Origin of the sequence: Halomonas dongshanensis (genome assembly GCF_024790395.1) — a bacterium.
In the GTDB taxonomy this organism is placed as follows: domain Bacteria; phylum Pseudomonadota; class Gammaproteobacteria; order Pseudomonadales; family Halomonadaceae; genus Vreelandella; species Vreelandella dongshanensis.
On the sequence record NZ_JAJISC010000004.1, the window covers coordinates 321,137 to 340,653 of the forward strand.

Annotated in this window: 20 protein-coding genes; 6 read left to right on the forward strand and 14 right to left on the reverse strand. The window is 58.5% G+C overall.

What is annotated here, in order from left to right; genetic code table 11:
• Positions 1-62: 62 nt before the first annotated feature.
• The 4 genes from LLY24_RS10560 to LLY24_RS10575 form a co-directional block, all read right to left on the reverse strand.
• Positions 63-536, reverse strand: coding sequence for an Lrp/AsnC family transcriptional regulator (locus tag LLY24_RS10560; protein WP_259036251.1), 474 nt, complete (start codon positions 534-536; stop codon positions 63-65).
• 32 nt (positions 537-568) lie between these two features.
• On the reverse strand, positions 569-1,585 hold the full coding sequence (gene doeB, locus LLY24_RS10565; protein WP_259036252.1) for a N(2)-acetyl-L-2,4-diaminobutanoate deacetylase DoeB: 1,017 nt from the start codon (positions 1,583-1,585) through the stop codon (positions 569-571).
• A 31-nt stretch (positions 1,586-1,616) separates the two neighbouring features.
• Positions 1,617-2,816 (reverse strand): ectoine hydrolase DoeA, encoded by a 1,200-nt coding sequence (gene doeA / locus LLY24_RS10570; RefSeq protein ID WP_259036253.1) that lies wholly within the window; start codon positions 2,814-2,816, stop codon positions 1,617-1,619.
• Positions 2,817-3,006: 190 nt separating this feature from the next.
• A complete protein-coding gene (locus LLY24_RS10575) occupies positions 3,007-4,017 on the reverse strand; it encodes a DNA topoisomerase IB (RefSeq protein ID WP_259036254.1) in 1,011 nt (336 codons plus the stop codon).
• 149 nt (positions 4,018-4,166) lie between these two features.
• Here LLY24_RS10575 and LLY24_RS10580 point away from each other — a divergent pair, with 149 nt between their 5' ends.
• From LLY24_RS10580 to LLY24_RS10595, 4 genes are all read left to right on the forward strand, one after another.
• Complete coding sequence (locus LLY24_RS10580; protein WP_259036255.1) at positions 4,167-5,102, forward strand: 2-hydroxyacid dehydrogenase; 936 nt, start codon at positions 4,167-4,169, stop codon at positions 5,100-5,102.
• Between the two features lie 70 nt (positions 5,103-5,172).
• Complete coding sequence (locus LLY24_RS10585) at positions 5,173-5,880, forward strand: hypothetical protein (RefSeq protein WP_259036256.1); 708 nt, start codon at positions 5,173-5,175, stop codon at positions 5,878-5,880.
• A gap of 97 nt (positions 5,881-5,977) precedes the next feature.
• The gene (locus tag LLY24_RS10590; RefSeq protein WP_259036257.1) at positions 5,978-6,904 is read left to right on the forward strand and encodes a LysO family transporter; all 927 of its coding nucleotides are present in this window, start codon (positions 5,978-5,980) and stop codon (positions 6,902-6,904) included.
• A 42-nt stretch (positions 6,905-6,946) separates the two neighbouring features.
• Positions 6,947-7,492 (forward strand): cysteine hydrolase family protein, encoded by a 546-nt coding sequence (locus LLY24_RS10595; RefSeq protein WP_259036258.1) that lies wholly within the window; start codon positions 6,947-6,949, stop codon positions 7,490-7,492.
• Positions 7,493-7,609: 117 nt separating this feature from the next.
• On the opposite strand, the gene LLY24_RS10600 is transcribed toward LLY24_RS10595, so the two are convergent.
• The 6 genes from LLY24_RS10600 to LLY24_RS10625 all read right to left on the reverse strand — a co-directional run bounded on the left by LLY24_RS10600 (position 7,610) and on the right by LLY24_RS10625 (position 13,350).
• Complete coding sequence (locus tag LLY24_RS10600; protein ID WP_259036259.1) at positions 7,610-8,680, reverse strand: Ldh family oxidoreductase; 1,071 nt, start codon at positions 8,678-8,680, stop codon at positions 7,610-7,612.
• Entirely contained in the window at positions 8,677-9,576 is a 900-nt protein-coding gene (locus tag LLY24_RS10605; RefSeq protein ID WP_259036260.1) for an NAD(P)-dependent oxidoreductase, read from the reverse strand. The genes LLY24_RS10600 and LLY24_RS10605 overlap by 4 nt, the downstream gene beginning before the upstream one ends.
• Entirely contained in the window at positions 9,573-11,096 is a 1,524-nt protein-coding gene (locus tag LLY24_RS10610; RefSeq protein WP_259036261.1) for a tripartite tricarboxylate transporter permease, read from the reverse strand. Before LLY24_RS10610 ends, LLY24_RS10605 begins: the two co-directional genes overlap by 4 nt.
• 32 nt (positions 11,097-11,128) lie before the next feature.
• Positions 11,129-11,626: a tripartite tricarboxylate transporter TctB family protein gene (locus tag LLY24_RS10615; protein WP_259036262.1), complete on the reverse strand. Its 498-nt coding sequence runs from the start codon at positions 11,624-11,626 to the stop codon at positions 11,129-11,131.
• Positions 11,627-12,604 carry a Bug family tripartite tricarboxylate transporter substrate binding protein gene (locus tag LLY24_RS10620; protein ID WP_259036263.1) on the reverse strand — a complete coding sequence of 326 codons (978 nt, stop codon included), beginning with the start codon at positions 12,602-12,604 and terminating at the stop codon, positions 11,627-11,629.
• 71 nt (positions 12,605-12,675) lie between these two features.
• A complete protein-coding gene (locus LLY24_RS10625; protein ID WP_259036264.1) occupies positions 12,676-13,350 on the reverse strand; it encodes an RraA family protein in 675 nt (224 codons plus the stop codon).
• 105 nt (positions 13,351-13,455) lie between these two features.
• Here LLY24_RS10625 and LLY24_RS10630 point away from each other — a divergent pair, with 105 nt between their 5' ends.
• Positions 13,456-14,346: a LysR family transcriptional regulator gene (locus LLY24_RS10630; RefSeq protein ID WP_259036265.1), complete on the forward strand. Its 891-nt coding sequence runs from the start codon at positions 13,456-13,458 to the stop codon at positions 14,344-14,346.
• A gap of 4 nt (positions 14,347-14,350) precedes the next feature.
• A complete protein-coding gene (locus LLY24_RS18395) occupies positions 14,351-14,524 on the forward strand; it encodes a cysteine hydrolase family protein (protein ID WP_427854554.1) in 174 nt (57 codons plus the stop codon).
• Between the two features lie 62 nt (positions 14,525-14,586).
• Here LLY24_RS18395 and LLY24_RS10635 read toward each other — a convergent pair whose 3' ends face one another.
• The 4 genes from LLY24_RS10635 to LLY24_RS10650 all read right to left on the reverse strand — a co-directional run bounded on the left by LLY24_RS10635 (position 14,587) and on the right by LLY24_RS10650 (position 19,269).
• Positions 14,587-15,165, reverse strand: coding sequence for a GNAT family N-acetyltransferase (locus LLY24_RS10635; RefSeq protein ID WP_259036266.1), 579 nt, complete (start codon positions 15,163-15,165; stop codon positions 14,587-14,589).
• Positions 15,166-15,203: 38 nt separating this feature from the next.
• Positions 15,204-16,418 carry a serine hydrolase domain-containing protein gene (locus tag LLY24_RS10640; protein ID WP_259036267.1) on the reverse strand — a complete coding sequence of 405 codons (1,215 nt, stop codon included), beginning with the start codon at positions 16,416-16,418 and terminating at the stop codon, positions 15,204-15,206.
• Positions 16,415-18,601 carry an OsmC domain/YcaO domain-containing protein gene (locus tag LLY24_RS10645; protein WP_259036268.1) on the reverse strand — a complete coding sequence of 729 codons (2,187 nt, stop codon included), beginning with the start codon at positions 18,599-18,601 and terminating at the stop codon, positions 16,415-16,417. Before LLY24_RS10645 ends, LLY24_RS10640 begins: the two co-directional genes overlap by 4 nt.
• A 71-nt stretch (positions 18,602-18,672) precedes the next feature.
• Entirely contained in the window at positions 18,673-19,269 is a 597-nt protein-coding gene (locus LLY24_RS10650; protein WP_259036269.1) for a TetR/AcrR family transcriptional regulator, read from the reverse strand.
• Positions 19,270-19,517: the final 248 nt, after the last annotated feature.

Consider the following 19,517-nt stretch of genomic DNA (forward strand, 5'->3'; position numbering starts at 1 on the left):
TCGTTGGGCCAAAGGCGTGCGTTTTTTTCTGCGTGCTGGTTTTTCGGCGTACGCTAGCGAGGCTAGAGTAGCGCGTCGGTATCGATCGCCAGCGGTGCGTACTTGACCGTCTTTGTGACGATATAGGTGAAGTAGCGCTCGATACCGACATCGCTTACCAGCCAGCGATCCATCAGCCGCTGGTAGCTGTCGATCGAGCGCGCTTCGAACTTGACCAGATAATCCACCCCTCCGCCGACCGCCACGCACTCGGTGGCCTCGGGGGTCGTTTGTACCAGCGCTTCGAAGCGGGCAAAGCTTTCGGCGTTATGGGCCTTGAGCTCGATCTGCACCCAAACAGGATTGCGCGGCACCAGCACCTGGGCATCGATACACGCGCTATAGCCTTGGATGACGCCCGCTTTTTCCAGGCGCTTGACCCGCTCCCAGCAGGGGCTCACCGAGAGGTTGATCGCCTCGGCGAGCTTGGACTTGGTGATCCGCCCATCCCGCGAAAGGATATCGAGGATCTTGAGGTCGTAACGGTCGAGCTTCATGGCATCCCACAGCGATAAATAGTTATGCTTATTCAGGCATCGAGCGAGTCGACCACGTCGGCGATCACCGCGATGGTATCGCCCATGTTGACCAGCGCCGGGGCGCGGCGCGCCATCAGCACGCCGTCGCGCTCGGCAATGTAAGCCACCGGTTGGCTACCGGTGCGGGTCATGTCGTGCACGTAGGCAATCGTCTGGCCTTGGGTGACGGCATCGCCCAGCGCCACGGTCAGCTCCAGCACGCCCACGTGTTCGCTCTGCACGTAGCAGCGGGCATCGGGCATGTCGAGGTAGATCTGGCCGCCCTGAGGCATGACCACTTCGCCCGCCACTAGGCCGTAGTGGATCAGGAAATTGCGTACGCCCTGCTCGCTAATCGCCATGCTCGAAGGCGTCGAGGTACCGCCGCCGCCCAGTTCGGTGGCCACGAACACCTTGCCCTGGCGCTCGCAGGCGGTGTCGAAGAGCTTCTCGGCGTCGAGCTCGAACATCACCATGGCGTAGGGCGCACCAAAGGCTTTGGCACCCTCCAGCGCGGCGCGCTGCTGGCGTTTATCGTCGAGCACGTGGGAGGCAGCAAAGGGCAAGATATCCAGCGTACGCCCGCCGGAGTGCAGATCGAGCACCACGTCGCTCATGGGTACCAGTACGCGGGTGAAGTAGTCGGCGATCTGGACGGTAACGGAGCCGTTGGGGTCGCCGGGGAAGCTGCGGTTGAGGTTGCCCTTGTCCATCGGCGAGGTACGTGTACCCGCCATCACCGCTGGGGTGTTCATGCAGGGCACGATGATCACCCGGCCGGTCACGTCTTCGGCTGTGAGCGTATTCGCGAGTTTTAGCAGCGCCGTGATGCCCTCGTACTCGTCGCCGTGGTTGCCGCCGGTCAACAGCGCCGTGGGGCCCTCACCGTTTTTCACCACGGTAATCGGAATCATCACCGCGCCCCAGGCGGAGACATCGGTGGAGATCGGCAGCTTTAAAAAGCCGTGCTGAACGCCGTCGGCGTCAAAGTCGACGGTGGCGGAGATCGGGCTTGGTCGCAGCGTCATGGTCCCTCCTTCATGGGTAATGGATCAGCAGCTATTTGACGAATAGCTGGCGCGGAAAGTTAGCGAGAGTCTCGCAGCCCGTCTCAGTGATCAGAATGCTCTCGGTGATCTCGAGCCCCCAGTCCTCGACCCAGAGCCCCGGCATGAAATGGAAGGTCATGCCCGGCTGTAGAATCGTCTCGTCCGAGGGGCGCAGACTCATGGTGCGCTCGCCCCAGTCCGGCGGGTATGAGAGGCCGATGGAGTAGCCGCAGCGCGCCCCGCCCCGGTCGAAGCCATACTTATCCATGGCCGCGCCCAAGGCCATGGCAATATCGGCGGTGCAGTTACCCGGCTTTGCAACCGCAAGCCCGCCTTCGATGCCTTCCAGCAGCGCGGATTCGGCGCGAATGAAGTCGATCGGCGGGCGCCCCAAAAACACCGTGCGCGACATGGGCGCGTGGTAGCGCTTGAACACCCCGGCGATCTCGAAAAAGGTCCCTTCGCCTTGACGAAAAGGAGTGTCGTCCCAGGTCAGGTGCGGCGCGGCGGCGTCCTTACCGGTAGGCAGCATAGGCACGATGGCGGGATAATCACCGCCGAACACTTGGCCGTTTTCATCGACGAAGCCTTCGATCCCCACGCGGTAGATCTCGGAAACCAGCTTGCTCTTGGGCAGGCCCGGTTCGATCACCTCCAAAATACGCGAGTGCATGCCTTCGACGATCTTGGCGGCCGTGCGCATGTAGTTGATTTCCTGGGGGGATTTGATCGCTCGGCACCAGTTGACTAGGGCGTTGGCGTCCATGAAGCGGGCGTGGGGCAGTTCGCGCAACAGGCTCTGGTAGGCCTTGGCGGAGAAGTAGTAGTTGTCCATTTCCATACCCACGACCCCAGTGTGCCAGCCGCGATCGGGCATGATCGACTGCGCCAGATAGTCCATCGGGTGCATGTCAGGGTTTTGGACGTAGTAGTCGGGGTAATAGGTGATATTGTCGGGCGAAATCCAACAGGTGCGCAGCGCGCCGTTGGCGTCCATGCGCCGCCCAAACCAGACCGGCTCGCCTTCGAGCCCCACCAGCACGCACTGATGCACGTAGAACGACCAGCCGTCGTAGCCGGTCAGCCACGCCATATTGGAGGGGTCACTTACGATCAATACGTCGATACCACGAACGGCCATCTCGGCACGCACCTTCCACAGGCGGTTGGCATACTCTTCGCGAGTGAAAGGCAGGGAAACCTCAGTCATCGGCAACTCGCCATCAAAGATCACCAAGAACCGGCGCCGAAGGGCGTCGGGCCAAGATCGACCTGGCCACTGCGGCACGCCAATGTCGTCTTGGCTCGATACTAGCACCACCCTGCGGGCGCGGGTCAAAGCCTTTATGCAGCCGCCCGGTGTTGCCTTTGGTTAAGAGGTTTTGGTTAAGGGGCTGTGGTCAAGAGGCTTTGTCGCGCAGGCGGCTTTGCAATAGCTTCAATACCGCGCGCTCGTCGGCGCCGAACCACTCATCGTTTTCCAGCTCGCGTTCGACGAGCTTGCGAAAATGCTCGAGCGTTCGGCCATCCAGGTAGCTCTCGACCACGCGGGGGTCGATATAGCTCGCCTTCGCAATGCTTGGCGTGTTGCCCAGTGAAGTCGCTACCCGCTCGATGGCCTGACGCACGTTCTTCTGACTTGCTTTATCGTCGTCACCCACGCCTAGCTCTTCGAGCGCCAGCGCGGCGATGGAAGTGCCCGCCCAGGTGCGAAAATCCTTGGCGCTGAAGGCCTCCCCCATCACCTCATGGATGTAGTCGTTGAGATCGGCGCTATCCACCCGCACCTTGTGACCATCGGCGTCGAGGTATTTGAAGATTTCATAGCCCGGCATGTCGTCGAGCTCGGCGACGACGGCGGCTAGACGGGCATCCTCCACCACCCGGTGCTGCTGCTGACCGCTCTTGCCCCGATAGTCGAAGATCAACTCGTCGCCGTCGATGGTGAGGTGCTTGGAGCGCATCGTGGTCAGGCCGTAGGAGTCGTTCTCCTGGCGATAGCGTTCACTTCCAGGGCGAAAGTAGGCGCTGTCGATCAGTCGCACCATGCAGGCGAGCACTTTTTCACGCGGTAATCCATCGAGAATGAGGTGCTGGCCGGTAATCCGGCGCATGGTGGTCAAGCGCTGGGCGAAGTCGATGATGCGATCGAACTTCATTATCTCGCGCTCTTCGCGCCACTCGGGGTTGTAGATGTACTGCTTGCGCCCGGCGGCGTCGCGGCCTACGGCATGGATGTGGTGGCGCCGATCGAGCGTGATCTCGACCTCCTGCCAGGCAGGCGGAATCGCCAGTGAAGCTATCCACTTGCGCCAGCGTGCGTCCTTGAACGTCGCCCCTCGCGAGGTTTTGTAGGTGAAACCTTTACCACAGCGATGGCGCGTCACCTTACGTGGTGCCGTCTTGGTCATGGCAAACTCCCTTTACCCTGAGCGTCTTCGTTCAGCGTAGGCGAATGCACAGCGCTTGCAGTCAGGAGAGCTCCTCACCCATGATAAAAACACAATTTTTCATTCTAAACGCGCTCTAAAGGCGCGTTGGCAGACAGGACACACCACCCATGAAAGTCGTCGTACACACCGGCAATGCCGATCAGTGGCAAGAAGCGCTCGCCGCCGCCCTTCCCCATGCCACCATTTTGACCAGCGCTGCGTCTGAAGAGGAGCGCCGAGGCGCCGACTATCTAGCCGTATGGAAAGCTCCAGCGACACTGATTCAAGAGCAGACTCGGCTCAAGGGCATCGTCAACTTGGGGGCCGGGGTGGATCATCTGCTCAAGACACCAGGGCTTCCCCGCGACGTCCCCATCGTCAAGCTACGCGATGCTGGCATGGGCGAGCTGATGGCCGATTACGTGCTCTACGGCGTCCAGCACTACTATCGCAGCCTGGATCGCTATGCCGTTCAGCAGCAAAACGCCGCCTGGCAGCCGCATGATGTGGTCGACAAGACCGATTGGCCAGTCGGCGTTCTCGGCCTGGGCGCCATTGGGCGCCACGTGGCGCTGACGCTGCGCGAGGCAGGCTTTCCGGTCTACGGTTGGAGCCGTTCGCCCAAGCAGATCGACGGCATCACCTGCCATCACGGCGAAGAAGGGTTGCGTACCCTGCTGGCGAACGTGCAGTCGTTGGTCACCATTCTGCCCGATACCGTCGAAACCCATCATCTGCTCAACGCCGAGCGCTTGGCGCTGCTGCCCGAGGGCGCGAGTATTATCAACCCAGGGCGCGGCAACCTAATCGATGAAGCCGCTTTGCTCGATGCGCTAGGTGCGCCAGAGGGTAAGGGGCGGCTGCGCGGTGCCGTGCTTGACGTGTTCGCCGAAGAGCCACTGCCCGCCGATCATCCGCTGTGGCATCACCCTCGGGTCATGGTGACGCCGCACATGGCCGCACCCACGCCACTAAACGATGCCATCGATCAGGTCATTGCCTACCTGCGCGCCTTCGAGGCGGGGGAAGCGCTTACTACCGTCGATCCTCAGGCGGGCTATTGAGCCCCAAAGGGAACCAAGCCCCGCCCGTCGACTCACAGTGAGCACTGACTAAACTCCTGAGGAGAAGCCCTTGTTGACGCCCTTCACGCGCCTGGCACGCCGCACCCTGCTCGCTCTGGGCGTGGGTGCCCTCACGCTGAATAGTGCGTTCGCTATCGCCGAGCCAGTATCTGATGCGGCGCTGACGTCGCCGCAACCCTTCGAGGCGCAGTACCGGCTCAACGTGCGCGGCTGGCCCAACGCCACCATTACCCACCGCTTGGCCAACGAAGGCGCCCACTGGATGAGCGACATGCGCTTTTCGGTCGCCATTGCCCGCGGTGAAGAGCGCAGCCGCTTCCAGGTCGGCGACGGCGACTCCCACGCCCTGCTCTATAGCAGTGACTACTCACTGCTGGGCGTGGGCAGCGGCTATCAGCTGAGTGAATCCCAACTAACCGAGCCGGACCGCCAGACCGCCCTCTTCGATCTTTCTCGCCGTGCCGGGCACGAAGCGTGCAGCGAAAGCGAGCCGTGCGACCTTCATTACCTCGACCATCGCGGCCGCGACGATCATTTTCGCTACTACCTCACTGACGCTACGCGCGTCAGTGTGCCCGCCGGTGAGTTTCCCACCCATCAGGTGGTACTGCTCGACCCCGAAAAGCCCGACCGCCATTTGACCATCGACTTCCATCCCGACTGGCCAGGCCTCATACTGGCGGCCGAATACGTCAAGGATGGCCGTCGCGATACGCGCTTGACCATGACGCAGTTCAATGGCGCCTCTAGTCGTTGATATTGGCCGTGAAAAACGGCCTTTAAAGCAACCCTCTTTAAAACCGCCCCAGAACTGCTCCGCACACTCACCCTTTAGAATAAGCGCTCCCTGAAAGATGCTGGCTGGTTTACTGATCGTTCTCTTGCCCTTGGTACTGGGCTATCTCGTACCGCTTCGCTCCGCTACTTTGCTTGCCTGGGTCAACCGCGCCGTCAATCTTTCGGTCTACTTGATTCTCTTCTTCATGGGCCTGGGGCTTGCCGGTCTCGATCAGTTGACCGCCCAGCTCTCGCGCTTGGGCGGGCAGGCGCTTCTACTCTTCGTCATCACCGCGGTGCTCAACCTTGCCGCTCTTGGCCTTCTCTCGCGTCGCCTCACGTTCACCGCAGGCCATTCGCCGGTGGTGGAAAACGCGCCCACCAGCAAGCTCGCCGCCATGCGTGGCTCGCTTTTGCTCGTCGCGGTGGTCGCGTTGGGGGTGGGCATGGGTCTCATCGCCAAGCCCTGGGCGGGAGCCGTTCTGTTCGACGCCGCCGATACGATCGCCGAATGGATTCTTTACGCGCTGCTTGCACTGATTGGCTGTCAGCTGCGTAACTCCGGCATGGCGTTACGCCAAATTCTGCTCAATCGCTTGGGTTTGGTCATTGCTTTGACGCTGGCGGCAAGCTCTCTGCTCGCCGGGCTGGTTGCCGCTCCTTTCATGGGCCTGCCCTGGAACGAAGGACTCGCCATGGCCGCAGGCTTTGGCTGGTATTCACTCTCAGCAATTCTAATCGGCGATCAGCTCGGCCCCTTGCTTGGAGGGGTGGCGTTTTTCAACGATCTCGCCCGCGAGCTTCTCGCCTTCGTCTTGATTCCGCTGGTGATCCACCGCCACGCGGCGCTGGCCATCGGCTATGGCGGCGCCACCTCGATGGACTTCACCCTGCCGGTGATCCAACAACACGGTGGCGTTGCCTGCGTGCCCATCGCCGTGGTGAGCGGGTTCGTTCTTTCGTTGTTATCGCCACCCTTGATTCTTTTCTTTCTCTCGCTTTAGATACTTTGTGCCAACCACGACGACGCGAGCCCGGGGTAACGCATGAAAGCACTGATCAATATCGACTACACGAACGACTTCGTCGCCGACAGCGGCAGTCTGACCTGCGGCGAGCCGGGGCAGAACATCCATGATGCGCTGCTGGCACTGACCAAGGCGTTTTTTGATGCCGGTGATTTCGTCGTGTTTGCCATTGATCGACACACCTCGAACGACCCCTACCACCCGGAAACCGCACTCTTCCCGCCCCACAATATCGAGCACACCCCAGGGCGGGCGCTTTATGGCGAGTTCGAACCTTATCACCACGCCATTCAGAGCGCGCCCAATGTCCACACCCTGGATAAAAGTCGCTACAGCGCCTTTCACGGCACCGACCTCGAAACCAGGCTACGCGAGCGTGGCATCACCGAGATTCATCTAGCAGGCGTCTGCACCGACATCTGCGTCCTGCACACCGCCGTGGATGCCTACAACAAGGGCTTTCGGATCGTCGTTCACCAGAACGCCGTGGCAAGCTTCGACCCAAACGGCCACGCCTGGGCGCTTTCGCACTTCGAGAACGTACTGGGGGCGCGCGTGATCTGATCCGGGACGCTCGCTCTAGCCTTGAGACGTCGGCCAACCAGTGATCAGGCGCGATCATTTAACGTAGCCTCATGCCGCTCTGCTTGACGTTCAGCCATCGGCTACTTTATTTAGCGATTATCTTATAGGCTCATCGATAAAATCACTCAGATTCGGCACATTCAAACGTTGAGCAATGTCATCGAGGTCAGTGACGACATTGGGCGGTAGTAGGATGCCACGCTCGCTTGCGTGTATCGAACGCTCGTACTCGACTTCACCGGGCATTTTGATTTGCGAGACCCCGTCTGCCGGGGCACTCGTTTTCAGCTCATCGCGCAGTTGAGACACGCGCTTGGCATAGTCCGAGTCCAAGTGAGTGCGCGAAGTATCGATAATCAAAAAGAAATGTCCGATATCTTGGGGCCTTTCAAAATCGCTGTAGAGATTCCCCATCGAACCGGCAAAACGCCCACCCGCCAGCACGCCACATAGCGTCTCACCCATAATCGCCATCGCAGACCCCTTGGGGCCACCAAAGGGCAGTACGACACCTTGTTCAGCGGCTTGGGCATCCGTTGTGGGTTTGCCTTCACGATCCAGCGCCCAACCGTCGGGGATAGACTCCTTACGCTTGGCGCTTTCAACGATCTTGCCTCGCGCCACCACGGAGGTCGCCATATCGAGCACTAAAGCGGGTGCGTTTTGGACGGGCGAGCCAAACGTAAAAGGGTTGGTTCCAATCACGGCTTCTCGCCCACCGAATACCGCCATGGAAGGCGGCGCATTGGTCATGCCGATGAAAATACAGTTCGCCTCAATGGCTTTTTCGGCGTAATAAGAACCGGGGCCGTTATGATTGCTATGGGCGACTACGCAGGCACACACGCCCTGCTTTTTGGCCGTCTCGATGGCTGCCTCAACGGCCGCCAAGCTGGCCACGGGGCCCGGAGCGTTATCGGCATCGACCATGAGAAACGCCGGTGAAGGCCGATGTACCTGAATATCGGGATGCGCGTTGACGACCCCGGCGTGGATCCGCTCGGCATAGATCGGGATACGCGTCAGACCGTGTGAGGCATGACCACGAAGGTCCGCGTGAATGAGCACGTCCGTCACCGTCTCTGCGTCCTGCAGGTTCAAGCCGACGGCCTGGAAAACACGCGTCGAGAACGCCCGTAACCGTGTCACTGAAAAAGTATCGGTCATTCGCTGTCACTCCTTGAACCAGAACCATTGAGCTTGTCATAAAGCAGTCCTAGAGCCGCGCTATCGAGATGAGCGAACCCCGCATTGCATGAGACCTGCATGAGCTGATGCGCCAGTGCTGTGGCCGGCTGGGTGCGCTGATAATGAGCGCCTACGGCAGCGGCAATACCAAGATCCTTTTTCATTAAATCCGAACGAAAACCGCCCTCGAGCTGATGATCGATGTAGCGCTGTCCGTGCGCTTCCAGAACGCCACTGCGAGCGGCGCCGGTCGATAGCACTTGCTGCATCAATTTGGGATCCACCCCAGCCGAGCGAGCCAAGGCAATGGCTTCGCATACCCCCATCAAATTGATGGCCACCATTAGCTGATTGCAGGCTTTTACGGCCTGACCTGCACCGAGTGGGCCGACATGGTGGATATTCTTACCCATCGCCTCGAGAATATGGCGTGCTCGCTCGATCAAACTCGCTTCCCCGCCGCACATGATGGTCAGTGTGCCGCTTTCAGCCCCTTTTCGTCCGCCGCTGACGGGCGCATCCATCAGTTGACCGCCCACCGCCTCGAGCCGTTCGGCCATTTCCTCGGCTTCGAAAGGTGCTATGGTGCTACAGTCGAGCAGCAGCCCGTCCTGCCATCGCGTGGTGGCAATACCTTCGGGTCCTGCGATAATCGCACGTAAAGAAGCGGCGTCCGGGACACAGGTGACGATCAGTTTCGCGCGAGCCGCTACCTCACGAGGCGTTGCGACGACACTGGCACCGAGTTGACGAAATTGATCCGCTTTTGCGTCAGACGAGGTGGTTATCGTTAAGGGAATACCCGCTTCGATGATATTCCGTGCCATACCTGCACCCATGACGCCCAGGCCGATAAAGCCGACTGCCTTGTTCATTTATCGATTCCTCGCTTGTTTTTAGAAGGGGTTGAATGACGCTCGCGCCGTTCGCGACGAAAGGACAGTGCCAACAGCAACACAGCGGCTACCAAGAGCGTCAATGAGACGGGATTGGTCAAGAAAGGTATGAAGGAGCCTTCCGAACGTGTCAGCGCTTGGCGTAGCGCTTGCTCGAAAGGGGGAGTGATGATGAAAGTGATCAGCAAGGGGGCAACAGGCACGGCCGTACGGTTAAATACGAAACCCAGCACGCCGGCACCCAACATGACATATACATCGATGATGTTGTTACGCGCGACATAGCTACCTGCCACACAGATGAGCGCGACGCAGGGCATGAGGTAGACTTTGGGTATGTGCAGCGTTTTAGAAAGCGGGCGTACCGCGAAATAGCCAAAGACGGCCATCAGTAGTGTCGAGGCAAGTAGCGCAAAATAAATGGTGTAAACGATGTCGGGGGAGTTGACGAAAATCAGTGGCCCGGGCGTTACACCTTGAAGAATCAAGGCCCCCAGTAAAATTGCGGTGACCGCGTCACCGGGGATCCCCAACGCTAACGTAGGAACAAACGTCGCGCCTACGACCGCATTGTTAGCACTTTCCGAGGCGGCGACGCCGCGTATATCCCCCTTACCGAACTTGCTGGTATCACGGCTGGAGCGTTTCACGTCTGCATAAGCAATGAAGGAGGCGATCGTCGCACCAATGCCCGGCAATATGCCAATACTGGAACCGATCGACGATGCCCTTAGCATAGGAAAACTTATATGCCGTAAATCAACCAATGAAACATGATTCGCCTTGGTATCTTCTCGGCGTAAATCGATCTTTTGCTTCAAACGTGAAAAACCACGCGTACCTTCATCGATAATTTCGGCAAGCGCAAAAAGCCCGACCAACAGCGGCACATAGGTCAACCCATCCATCAACGAGATAGAGCCAAACGTGAAACGCGGTGTACCGAGCATTGGATCGGACCCTACCATGGCTAGCACCATACCGATGGAGGCAGAGAGCAGGCCCTTCAACATCGACCCACCGGACAAAACACCGATGATAAGAAAAGTGAAAAAAAGCAACGATGCGATCTCAATAGGGCCAAAGCGAAGGGCAAAATTGGCCAATTGAGGCGCCAGCAGCATTAGCACGATGATGCTAAACACCGCACCGAAGACCGAGGCCACCAGCGCGATGCGCAGTGCCTTGGTAGCAAGTCCCTGGTTGGCCAATGGGAAACCATCGAAAATAGTGGCTGCCGAGGCAGGCGTGCCGGGAGCATTGAGGAGAATGGCCGAGATGGAACCACCGAAAACACCCGCACCGTACAAACCGATCAATGTCACTAGCGCTTGGCTGGTCGGCATGAAAATGGTCAAAGGCACGGCCAAAGCGACAGCAATATTGACCGATAGACCGGGTATCGCACCGATGATAAGGCCGATGATGACGGAGAGCAGTAGAGTTAAAAACGTGATGGGCTCTACAAGGCCATAAAAAGCCTGCAGCATGGGATCCATGATGACCTCACAAGTGCTTTACCGGAACCACCCTAAAACAGTATTCCGGAGGGCAAGGGAATGCGAAAAGCTTCGCGTAGCAATAGGTCTACACTGAACGGCACGAGCAATGTCACGGCCAGCGCTATCTTCCAGGAACCTGGCCGGTAGATAGCAAAGACCACGGCTAAAAAGGCGATTGAAGCCAGCTGAAACCCCAGGGTAAACATGCTCATCGAGTAAATGAACATGAGTACGGCAAAGAGCCCCCCCCGCCAGGTACTCGCGCTTTGCTCCGCCACATCCGTTATCTCGCTGTCTTCTTCGTCCAGAGACGTTTGTTTAACCGTCTCTGGACTGACCATCACGGCGAAGCTGAACAACAGCACCAAAGCGCCAGAAAAATAGGGCAGTGCCGAGGGCCCGACCGAATAAAAAGAGAGGCCACTTACACCGCTTGCACGGTTGGCATCGATTTGAGGTACCAGCACTAGTAAAAACAGAATAGACGCCACGAAGAAGCAAGCACCGAGAAGACGCGCCTTGTCCATTTAATTCACCTGCTCGTTACTACCTGCTCTTTCGTTGCTGTTCAGCGCATTACGAATAGAGGACGACATATCGGTCATCGACTGATGAAACGCCTCGCCTGATAAATAGCCCGGTGTGATATTGCCGCGCTCGGCCAGGGTTTTGAACGCGTCCGACTCCATCGCTTGAGTGAAGCGGGCTTCAAGGTACGCAACCACTTCATCAGGCGTGTCAGCGGGTACGACGAGGCCTTTCATGTTTTCCAGATTAACGTTATAGCCCAGCTCGGTGAGCGAAGGCACATCAGGCAACTGCTCGGCAGTATCAGATGTGGTGGCCAAGGCATTTACATTTCCGGCCTCGACCTGAGAAGCCGCATCCCCCGGCGTGATAATGGCTAAATCCACATGGTTGCCCAATAGCGCCGAAAGTGAGGGAGAACCGCCCTGGTAAGGCACGTGCTTCATGTTGATGCCGGCCTGCTGTTCAAACACCAAAAAGGCCGAGTGTAAAATTCCTGCAGGACCGGAAGAGGCGTAAACCAGTTCTCCTGGATGATCTTTTGCGTAATCCACAACGGCATCGATACTATCGAGCTCTCCCCCGGCGTTACTGACGATCACCATATGCTCGCGATTGACTCGCACCACGCCGCGAAAATCATCGAGTCTATAACCAGTTTCCATGTGATTGGGGACCGAGGTGCTCTCGCTTCCTCCCGCGACCAGCAGGGTATAACCATCCGGCTCGGCATTGGCGACCAGCTCAGCGGCCAGCGTTCCCGACGCCCCTGGCCGATTGACCACGTTCAGCGGTACGGGAAATAACTCTTGAGCGGCTGAAGCGATCAAGCGCGCCGTTTGGTCCGTTCCACCGCCGGGGGCAAAGCCGACCATGATTTGAATAGGTTTTTGCGGCTCCCAATCTGCCTGCACAGACGCCGTACCCAACGTAGTGGCAAGTCCAAAGACCAGTATCAATCCGGTTTTTATATTCACTGTTCGCTCCGAAATAATTGTTATTGAATATTCGCGCGTGCATTTACAACTATTCTTATAAGTGAAGAGATTTAAACACCTTCACATCCTTTTGCCTTGAGTATTTCGTCTACCCAGCGCCGATCCCACCCCTCCCCATGAATGGCTTGAAGAATACCGGTTTCCTTCTCTACCTGTTGCAGACAAGCCTTTAGAACCGTATCGGCCTGCAGCCGGGGGATAGAGACGACGCCATCGAGATCGCCGATAACGATGTCACCGGGCTCGATGATCATGCCATCCAATGCTATCGGTACGTTAACTTCACCGGGGCCATCTTTATAAGGGCCGCGATGGCTGATGCCTCCGGCATAAACCGGAAATACATCGGTACCGATAACGTCGATATCACGTGCGGCACCATTGATGACAAACCCCACGACACCGCGGGAGCGGGCATGAGTCACGATCAATTCCCCGATGAGGGCGTTGGTCAAATCCTCACCACCATCAACGACCAAAACATCTCCTGGCTCCGCGATATCGGCAGCCTTGTGGATCATTAGATTGTCGCCTGGGCGTGTCTTGACCGTGACGGCAGTACCGGCCAAACCACCCCCTGTGTGCAAAGGCTTGATTCGCGGTCCAGCAGCAACCATGCGATTGAGATTATCGCTGATGATCGCGGTCGGTATCTTTGAGAAAGCCTCGACCAACGACTGATCGCTGCGCTGGTGTCCCTTGAGTACTCTGAATCCTAGAGCCACTGTTTTATCCTGTCTTGTTATCGTTTTTCAAGGCTAGCTGGCGTTACTTTGATTCATCCAATATCTTATTTGCTTGTTATTAATGCTCTATAGGCATCAATACTCATGATCGAAACCCGGCTACTCAAATCCTTCATCTGCGTTGCCGAAGAGCTGCACTTTGGCCGCGCCGCTCTGCGATTGCATATCGCTCAGCCCGCATTGACCCGTCAGATCAAACAGTTGGAAGAAAAACTCGGAGTGGTACTGTTGGAACGCACCCAGCGGAAAGTGATACTTACCTCGGCCGGGCGGCACTTTTATACGCGCGCCTGCCAAATTATTGCTGATATACATTACGCGGCAAGCGAAGTGAAACGTGTCAACGCAGGAGAGGCGGGGCTTTTATCGGTAGGCTTCATTCACTCTTCGACTTACGGTATCACGCCCAAGGTGTTGCGCCTTTTTAGAGATCGCTACCCCGAGGTGGAATTGGATCTGTCGGAAATGACCATTGCCGATCAAATCGCAGGATTACAAGCCGAGAAACTGGACGTGGGTATTTTACGCCCGCCCATTTCTGATATTCGTTTGCAAACGCATACCCTTTGCGATGAAACGTTCATTCTAGCCGTCCCGGCCAGCCACCCTTTGGCAGAACATGGCATTGTCGCACTTGAAAAGTTGAAGGAGGAAAGATTCATTCTCTTTTCACAACATATGAGCCCGCTGTTTTACTCCCGTATTATTGCCATGTGCGAGAGAGCCGGATTCGTTCCTCGCGTGGCGCAACAGGCAACACAAATTCATACGGTCATGGGGTTAATCAGTGCCAACATGGGTATTTCGATTGTTCCAAGCGTTGCACGTAACTTGAACATGCCGGAAGTCAGCTGTCTGGAAATAGAGAATGCCCCACCTCCGGTACAAGTCGCTCTTGCGTGGCGACGCTCGGATGAATCTTCCATTCTCCGCGCTTTTCGTGAATGCGCGGCTTCGCTTTTTCCTAGCCATTAGCTGAGTGCATCTGGCGGGTGAATGCACCGATATCTGCGTACTGCACACTGCCGTGGATGCCTACAACAAGGGCTTTCGGATCGTCGTTCACCAGAACGCCGTGGCAAGCTGCGACCCAAACAGCCACGCCTGGGCGCTCTCGCACTTTAAAAACGTGCTGGGCGCGAGCGTGATGTGACCAGCTCTCAACGAGAACTGCGCCGCCACACTATTGGCACGCTACTGCCATAGGTCTCCAAACTACGCCAGCTTGCTCTGCAAGTTCATACGCACCGCAGGCCATTCGGAGGCGATGATCGAGTAGACCACGGTGTCGCGCAGCGAGCCGTCGGGTAGGATCATGTGAGAGCGTAAAATGCCGTCCTGCTTGGCGCCCAGACGTTCGATGGCAGCTCGTGAGGCATGATTGAAGAAGTGAGTACGTAACTCGCAGGCGACGGCGTGGGAGGCTTCGAACAGGTTCGAGAGCATCAGCAACTTACACTCGGTGTTCACTGCCGTGCGGCGTACGCTTTGAGCGTACCAGGTGTAGCCGAGAAGCGCCCGGCGGTTGGGAGCATCTACCTGATAGAACCGCGTGGTGCCGACGATGTCGCCGCTGGCCTTATGGCGTACGGCGTAGGCCACATCACCCGTCTTGGCCGCCTCCATGGCACGCTCTACGTAGGCGGCCATGTCGGCAGGCTTAGGCACGTTTGCGTACCAGAGCTTCCACGCCTGCCCCTCTTCGACGGCGCGTTCGAGCGGCTCGATATGGCCTGCATGCAGGTGTTCGAGCGCCACATGGCGCCCCTCCAAGCACTGCTCCTTAATCAACATCGGCGGCCTCCTCGTTCTCTATTTAGCTTGTCGTGATCTCACTGCGCCTGAGCGGCCAGATGATCGCTCAGGGCGTGGAAGAACTGGGTGACCGGGACGATTTCGAAGGCTTCGGCTTTGGGCTGGGCGCCGGTCATGGCAATGACCATATCGTTGACGGGGTCGATGAACACCCACTGACCGAAGATGCCTACCGCCGAGAAAGCGCCATCGCCCTCGGGCCACCAGGAGTAGCCGTACTCGACCTCCTCACCGCCAATCTCGTGGGGGCGGCCCGCCTCCTGCATCCAGCCTTCGGGCAGCACGTTGGGCGCATGGTACTCATCGAGCGCGAATTGACCAAAACGCGCGTAGTCCCTGAGCGTCACGAGCAGACCGCTGCCGCCAATCTCCTGGCCCTCTTCGCTGTCGAGCCACCACTGGGCATCGTGCGCCATGCCATAGCCCGACCAGATCTTCTCCGAGAGGTACTCAGAAGCGCTCTTGCCCACCGCACCGTTGACGATGGCCGACAAAAGCTGGGTTTCGCCGGTGCTGTAGTTCCATACCGTGCCCGGCTCGGCGGCGCGCTCAAGCCCGCCCATGAAGTCGAGCAGCGCACCGGGGCGCTGGTCGAGCTGGATCTCGAGCATCTGGCGACGCTGGGAGTTAGGGTCTTCGTAGGTCTCGTCCCAGGCCACGCCGGAGGCCATACGCAGAATCTGCTCGACGGTGACGTCATCGTAGACGCTGCCCGTCAGCGCAGGCACGTAGCGGGTGACCGGGTCATCGAGGCTATCGATATAGCCATCGTTGAGCGCCGCACCTATTAGCGTCGATGAGATCGACTTGGCGATCGACATCGACATCCAAGGCGTCTCTGGGGTGTTACCCAGCGCGTACTGCTCGAACACCACGTCGTTTGCGTGCACCGCGATGAGTCCGCTGACGCGATTGAGCGCCATGAAGTCATAAATGTCGTAGGTGACGCCGTCGTGAGTCAGCGAAAAATCCTCGAGCGAGGCGTCGCGCTGGCCAAACTGATGCGGCTCGGCCGCCGCCTCGACCGTGCGGGTCGGAAAGAGCCGGTCGATATGGCGCGAGAGCTCGACCTGCTCGTCGGGCATCATGCGGCCGCTGTAGAGCTTGCGCACGTCGCGCTGACTCTCTTCGGAGCTTTGCGCCAGCGCGTAGGGAGCGAAGGCCAGCGCAGTGGCGATCAGTGAGGTGCGAAATAGCGTTGGTGTCATGTCGTTTGCGTCCGAATGGGTCAAGCGAGTCCCGCCTTGGCAGCACGGGCGGCGTGGAGTTTCGTATAGCTTTCGATCAGGCGCTGATGACGCTCCAGCCCTTCGAGCCCAAGGCTCGTCGGCGTGAGGCCGTGAAAACGTACCGTGCCCTCGACGGAGCCCACCACCGCGGCCATGGTCGTCTCCCCGAACATACGGGTGAAGTTGGTCAAATAGTCGTCGAGTTCGAGATCGTCGTCCAGGGCGATCTCCAACACCGCGTTGACCGCACGATAGAAGAGTCCGCGCTCGACGGTGTTGTCGTTGTACTGCAGGAATATCTCGACGCGCTCCAGCGCCTCTTCGAGCCGACCGAGCGCCAAATCGATCAACAGCTTGAGTTCGAGAATGGTCAACTGCCCCCAAACAGTGTTCTCGTCGAACTCGATACCGATCAAGGTGATGATATCGGTATGGTCGTCCATCTGACTGTCGTCCAGGCGTTCGACCAAATCGAGCAGCTGCTCGTCGTCAAGCCGGTGCAGATTGAGGATCTCCTCGCGGTAGTCGAGGGCCTTGTTGGTGTTGTCCCACACCAGATCCTCGATCGGGTAGACCTCGGAGTAGCCCGGCACCAGAATGCGGCACACCGGCGCACCGAGATCCTCGTGAACCGCCATGTAGACCTCGGCGTCGAGCTCCTCGAAGATGCCCATCAGGGTCTCGACCTCCTCCTCGTTGCTGCCGGAGAAATCCCACTCGACGAAGTCGAAGTCAGGTGTGGCGCTAAAGAAGCGCCAAGACACCACGCCCACGGAGTCGATGAAGTGCTCGACGAAGTTATTGGGCTCGGAGACGGTTTGCGAGTTGAAGGTCGGCAGCGGCAGATCGTTCAAGCCCTCAAAGCTACGCCCCTGTAGCAGTTCAGTCAGGCTGCGCTCAAGCGCCACCTCAAAGCTCGGGTGGGCGCCGAAGGAGGCAAAAACACCACCGGTGCGCGGGTTCATTAGGGTCACGCACATCACCGGGAACTGCCCGCCGAGAGACGCGTCCTTGACCAGCACCGGAAAGCCCTGGGCTTCGAGCGCGGCAATGCCTTCCTGGATGTTGGGATACTGCGCCAGCACCTCCAGAGGCACGTCCGGAAGCGTGAGCTCCTGCTCGAGAATCTCGCGCTTCACCGCGCGCTCGAATATCTCGGAAAGGCACTGCACCTGGGCTTCTACCAGCGTATTGCCCGCGCTCATGCCATTGCTCAAAAAGAGGTTCTCGATCAGATTCGACGGGAAGTAGACCGTCTCACCATCACGTTGACGCACGAACGGCAGCGAGACGATACCGCGATCGGGGCGTCCTGAGTTGGTGTCGAAAAGGTGCGAGCCCTTGAGTTCGCCCTCCGGGTTGTAGAGGGAGAGGCAGTGCTCGTCGAGGATCTCTTCGGGCAGCTCGTCATTGGGCCCCGGCTGAAACCACTTTTCGTTGGGGTAGTGGACGAACTCGGCGGCGCCGATCGCTTCGCCGAAGAACTGATCGTTATAGAAGAAGTTGCAGGAAAGACGCTCGATGAACTCGCCCAGCGCCGAGCAGAGCGCGCTCTCTTTGGTCGCGCCCTTACCGTTGGTGAAGCACATGGGTGAGGCGGCGTCGCGAATGTGCAGCGACCACACGTGGGGCACGATGTTGCGCCAGGAGGCGATCTCGATCTTCATGCCGAGCCCGGCCAGTATCGCGCTCATGTTGGCGATGGTCTGCTCCAGCGGCGCATCCTTGCCTTCGATAAACGTTTGGCTACCCGTAGGCGCGCCCATCAGCAGCGCCTGGGCATCCTCATCGATGTTTTCGACCACCTCGATCTGAAACTCCGGGCCCGTCTGCACGACCTTCTTCACCGTGCAGCGGTCGATGGAGCGCAGGATGCCCTGGCGATCCTTCTCTGAGATGTCCTCGGGCAGCTCGACCTGAATCTTGAAGATCTGCTTATAGCGATCTTCCGGGTCGACGATGTTGTTCTGGGAGAGCCGGATGTTCTCAGTGGGGATGTCCCGCGCGTTGCAGTACACCTTGACGAAGTAGGCCGCGCACATGGCGGAGGACGCCAGGAAGTAGTCGAAGGGGCCGGGAGCAGAGCCGTCGCCTTTGTAGCGAATCGGCTGATCGGAGATGACCGTGAAGTCGTCGAACTTCGCCTCGAGGCGAAGGTTGTCGAGGTAGTTGACCTTGATTTCCATGAACGGCGTCCGGGTATAGATGAATGTGGCGGCCAAAGGCGCATGGCCGCCATTATCCAGCTTTTACCCCCTTAAGGCGACGCCAGTACGCGCTGAAACAAAAGCCGTTCGAACTGCTCCATGGGCCTGACCGATTTCAGCGTCTTGGCGCGCAGCATGGCGCCCTGCCAGCCCGCGAGAATGAAGCTTGCCAGATCGTCGAGATCGAGATCGTCTGCGATATCGCCGCTGTCGCGAGCGGCAGCCAAACAGGTGACGAAGTGTCCTTCCCAGCGTTTGAAGACATCGTCCAGGGCATCGCGGAAGCTGTCACTCTGGCCGGAAAGCTCCTGGCCAAGGTTGCCAATCAAACAGCCCTGGGTATGATCGCACTTCTGCATATCGGCGCGCCCGGCGGCAAAGTAGCACTCAAGGCGCTCCAACGGTGGGCGCGTGGTGTCGTCGAGCTGGGCAATCATGTTCTTTTCGTAGTGGGCGGCAAAGCATTCGATCACCGCCAAGCCAAAGAGCTCTTTGCTGGCGAAGTAGTGATAGAAAGAGCCCTTGGGCACACCGCAGCCGTTTAGCACCGCATTGATGCCGGTCGCGTTATAGCCCTGCTGGCCGAACAGGCGAGCCCCGGTGTCGATCAGCTTGTCGCGCGTTGCGCTGTTTTTTGTCGTACTCACCTTGTGTAAACCCATTTGCCCGTTCACCGCCCTGCTCGCGTTCGCTCACTGCGTGATCCGCGAGCGGGCGAGGTTGCACATTCATTGCACAATGCGTTCCCAATCGCTGCGCGTCCGTAGTGAGATGCTAGCATCATACCGATCTCTGCGGAATCGACGCGCCATCAAACGGATATGCCCCACGTATGACACTGCCTCGCTCTTCCTTATCTACCTCGCAGGAGCCCTGCCCTCAAGCGCCTTGCTCT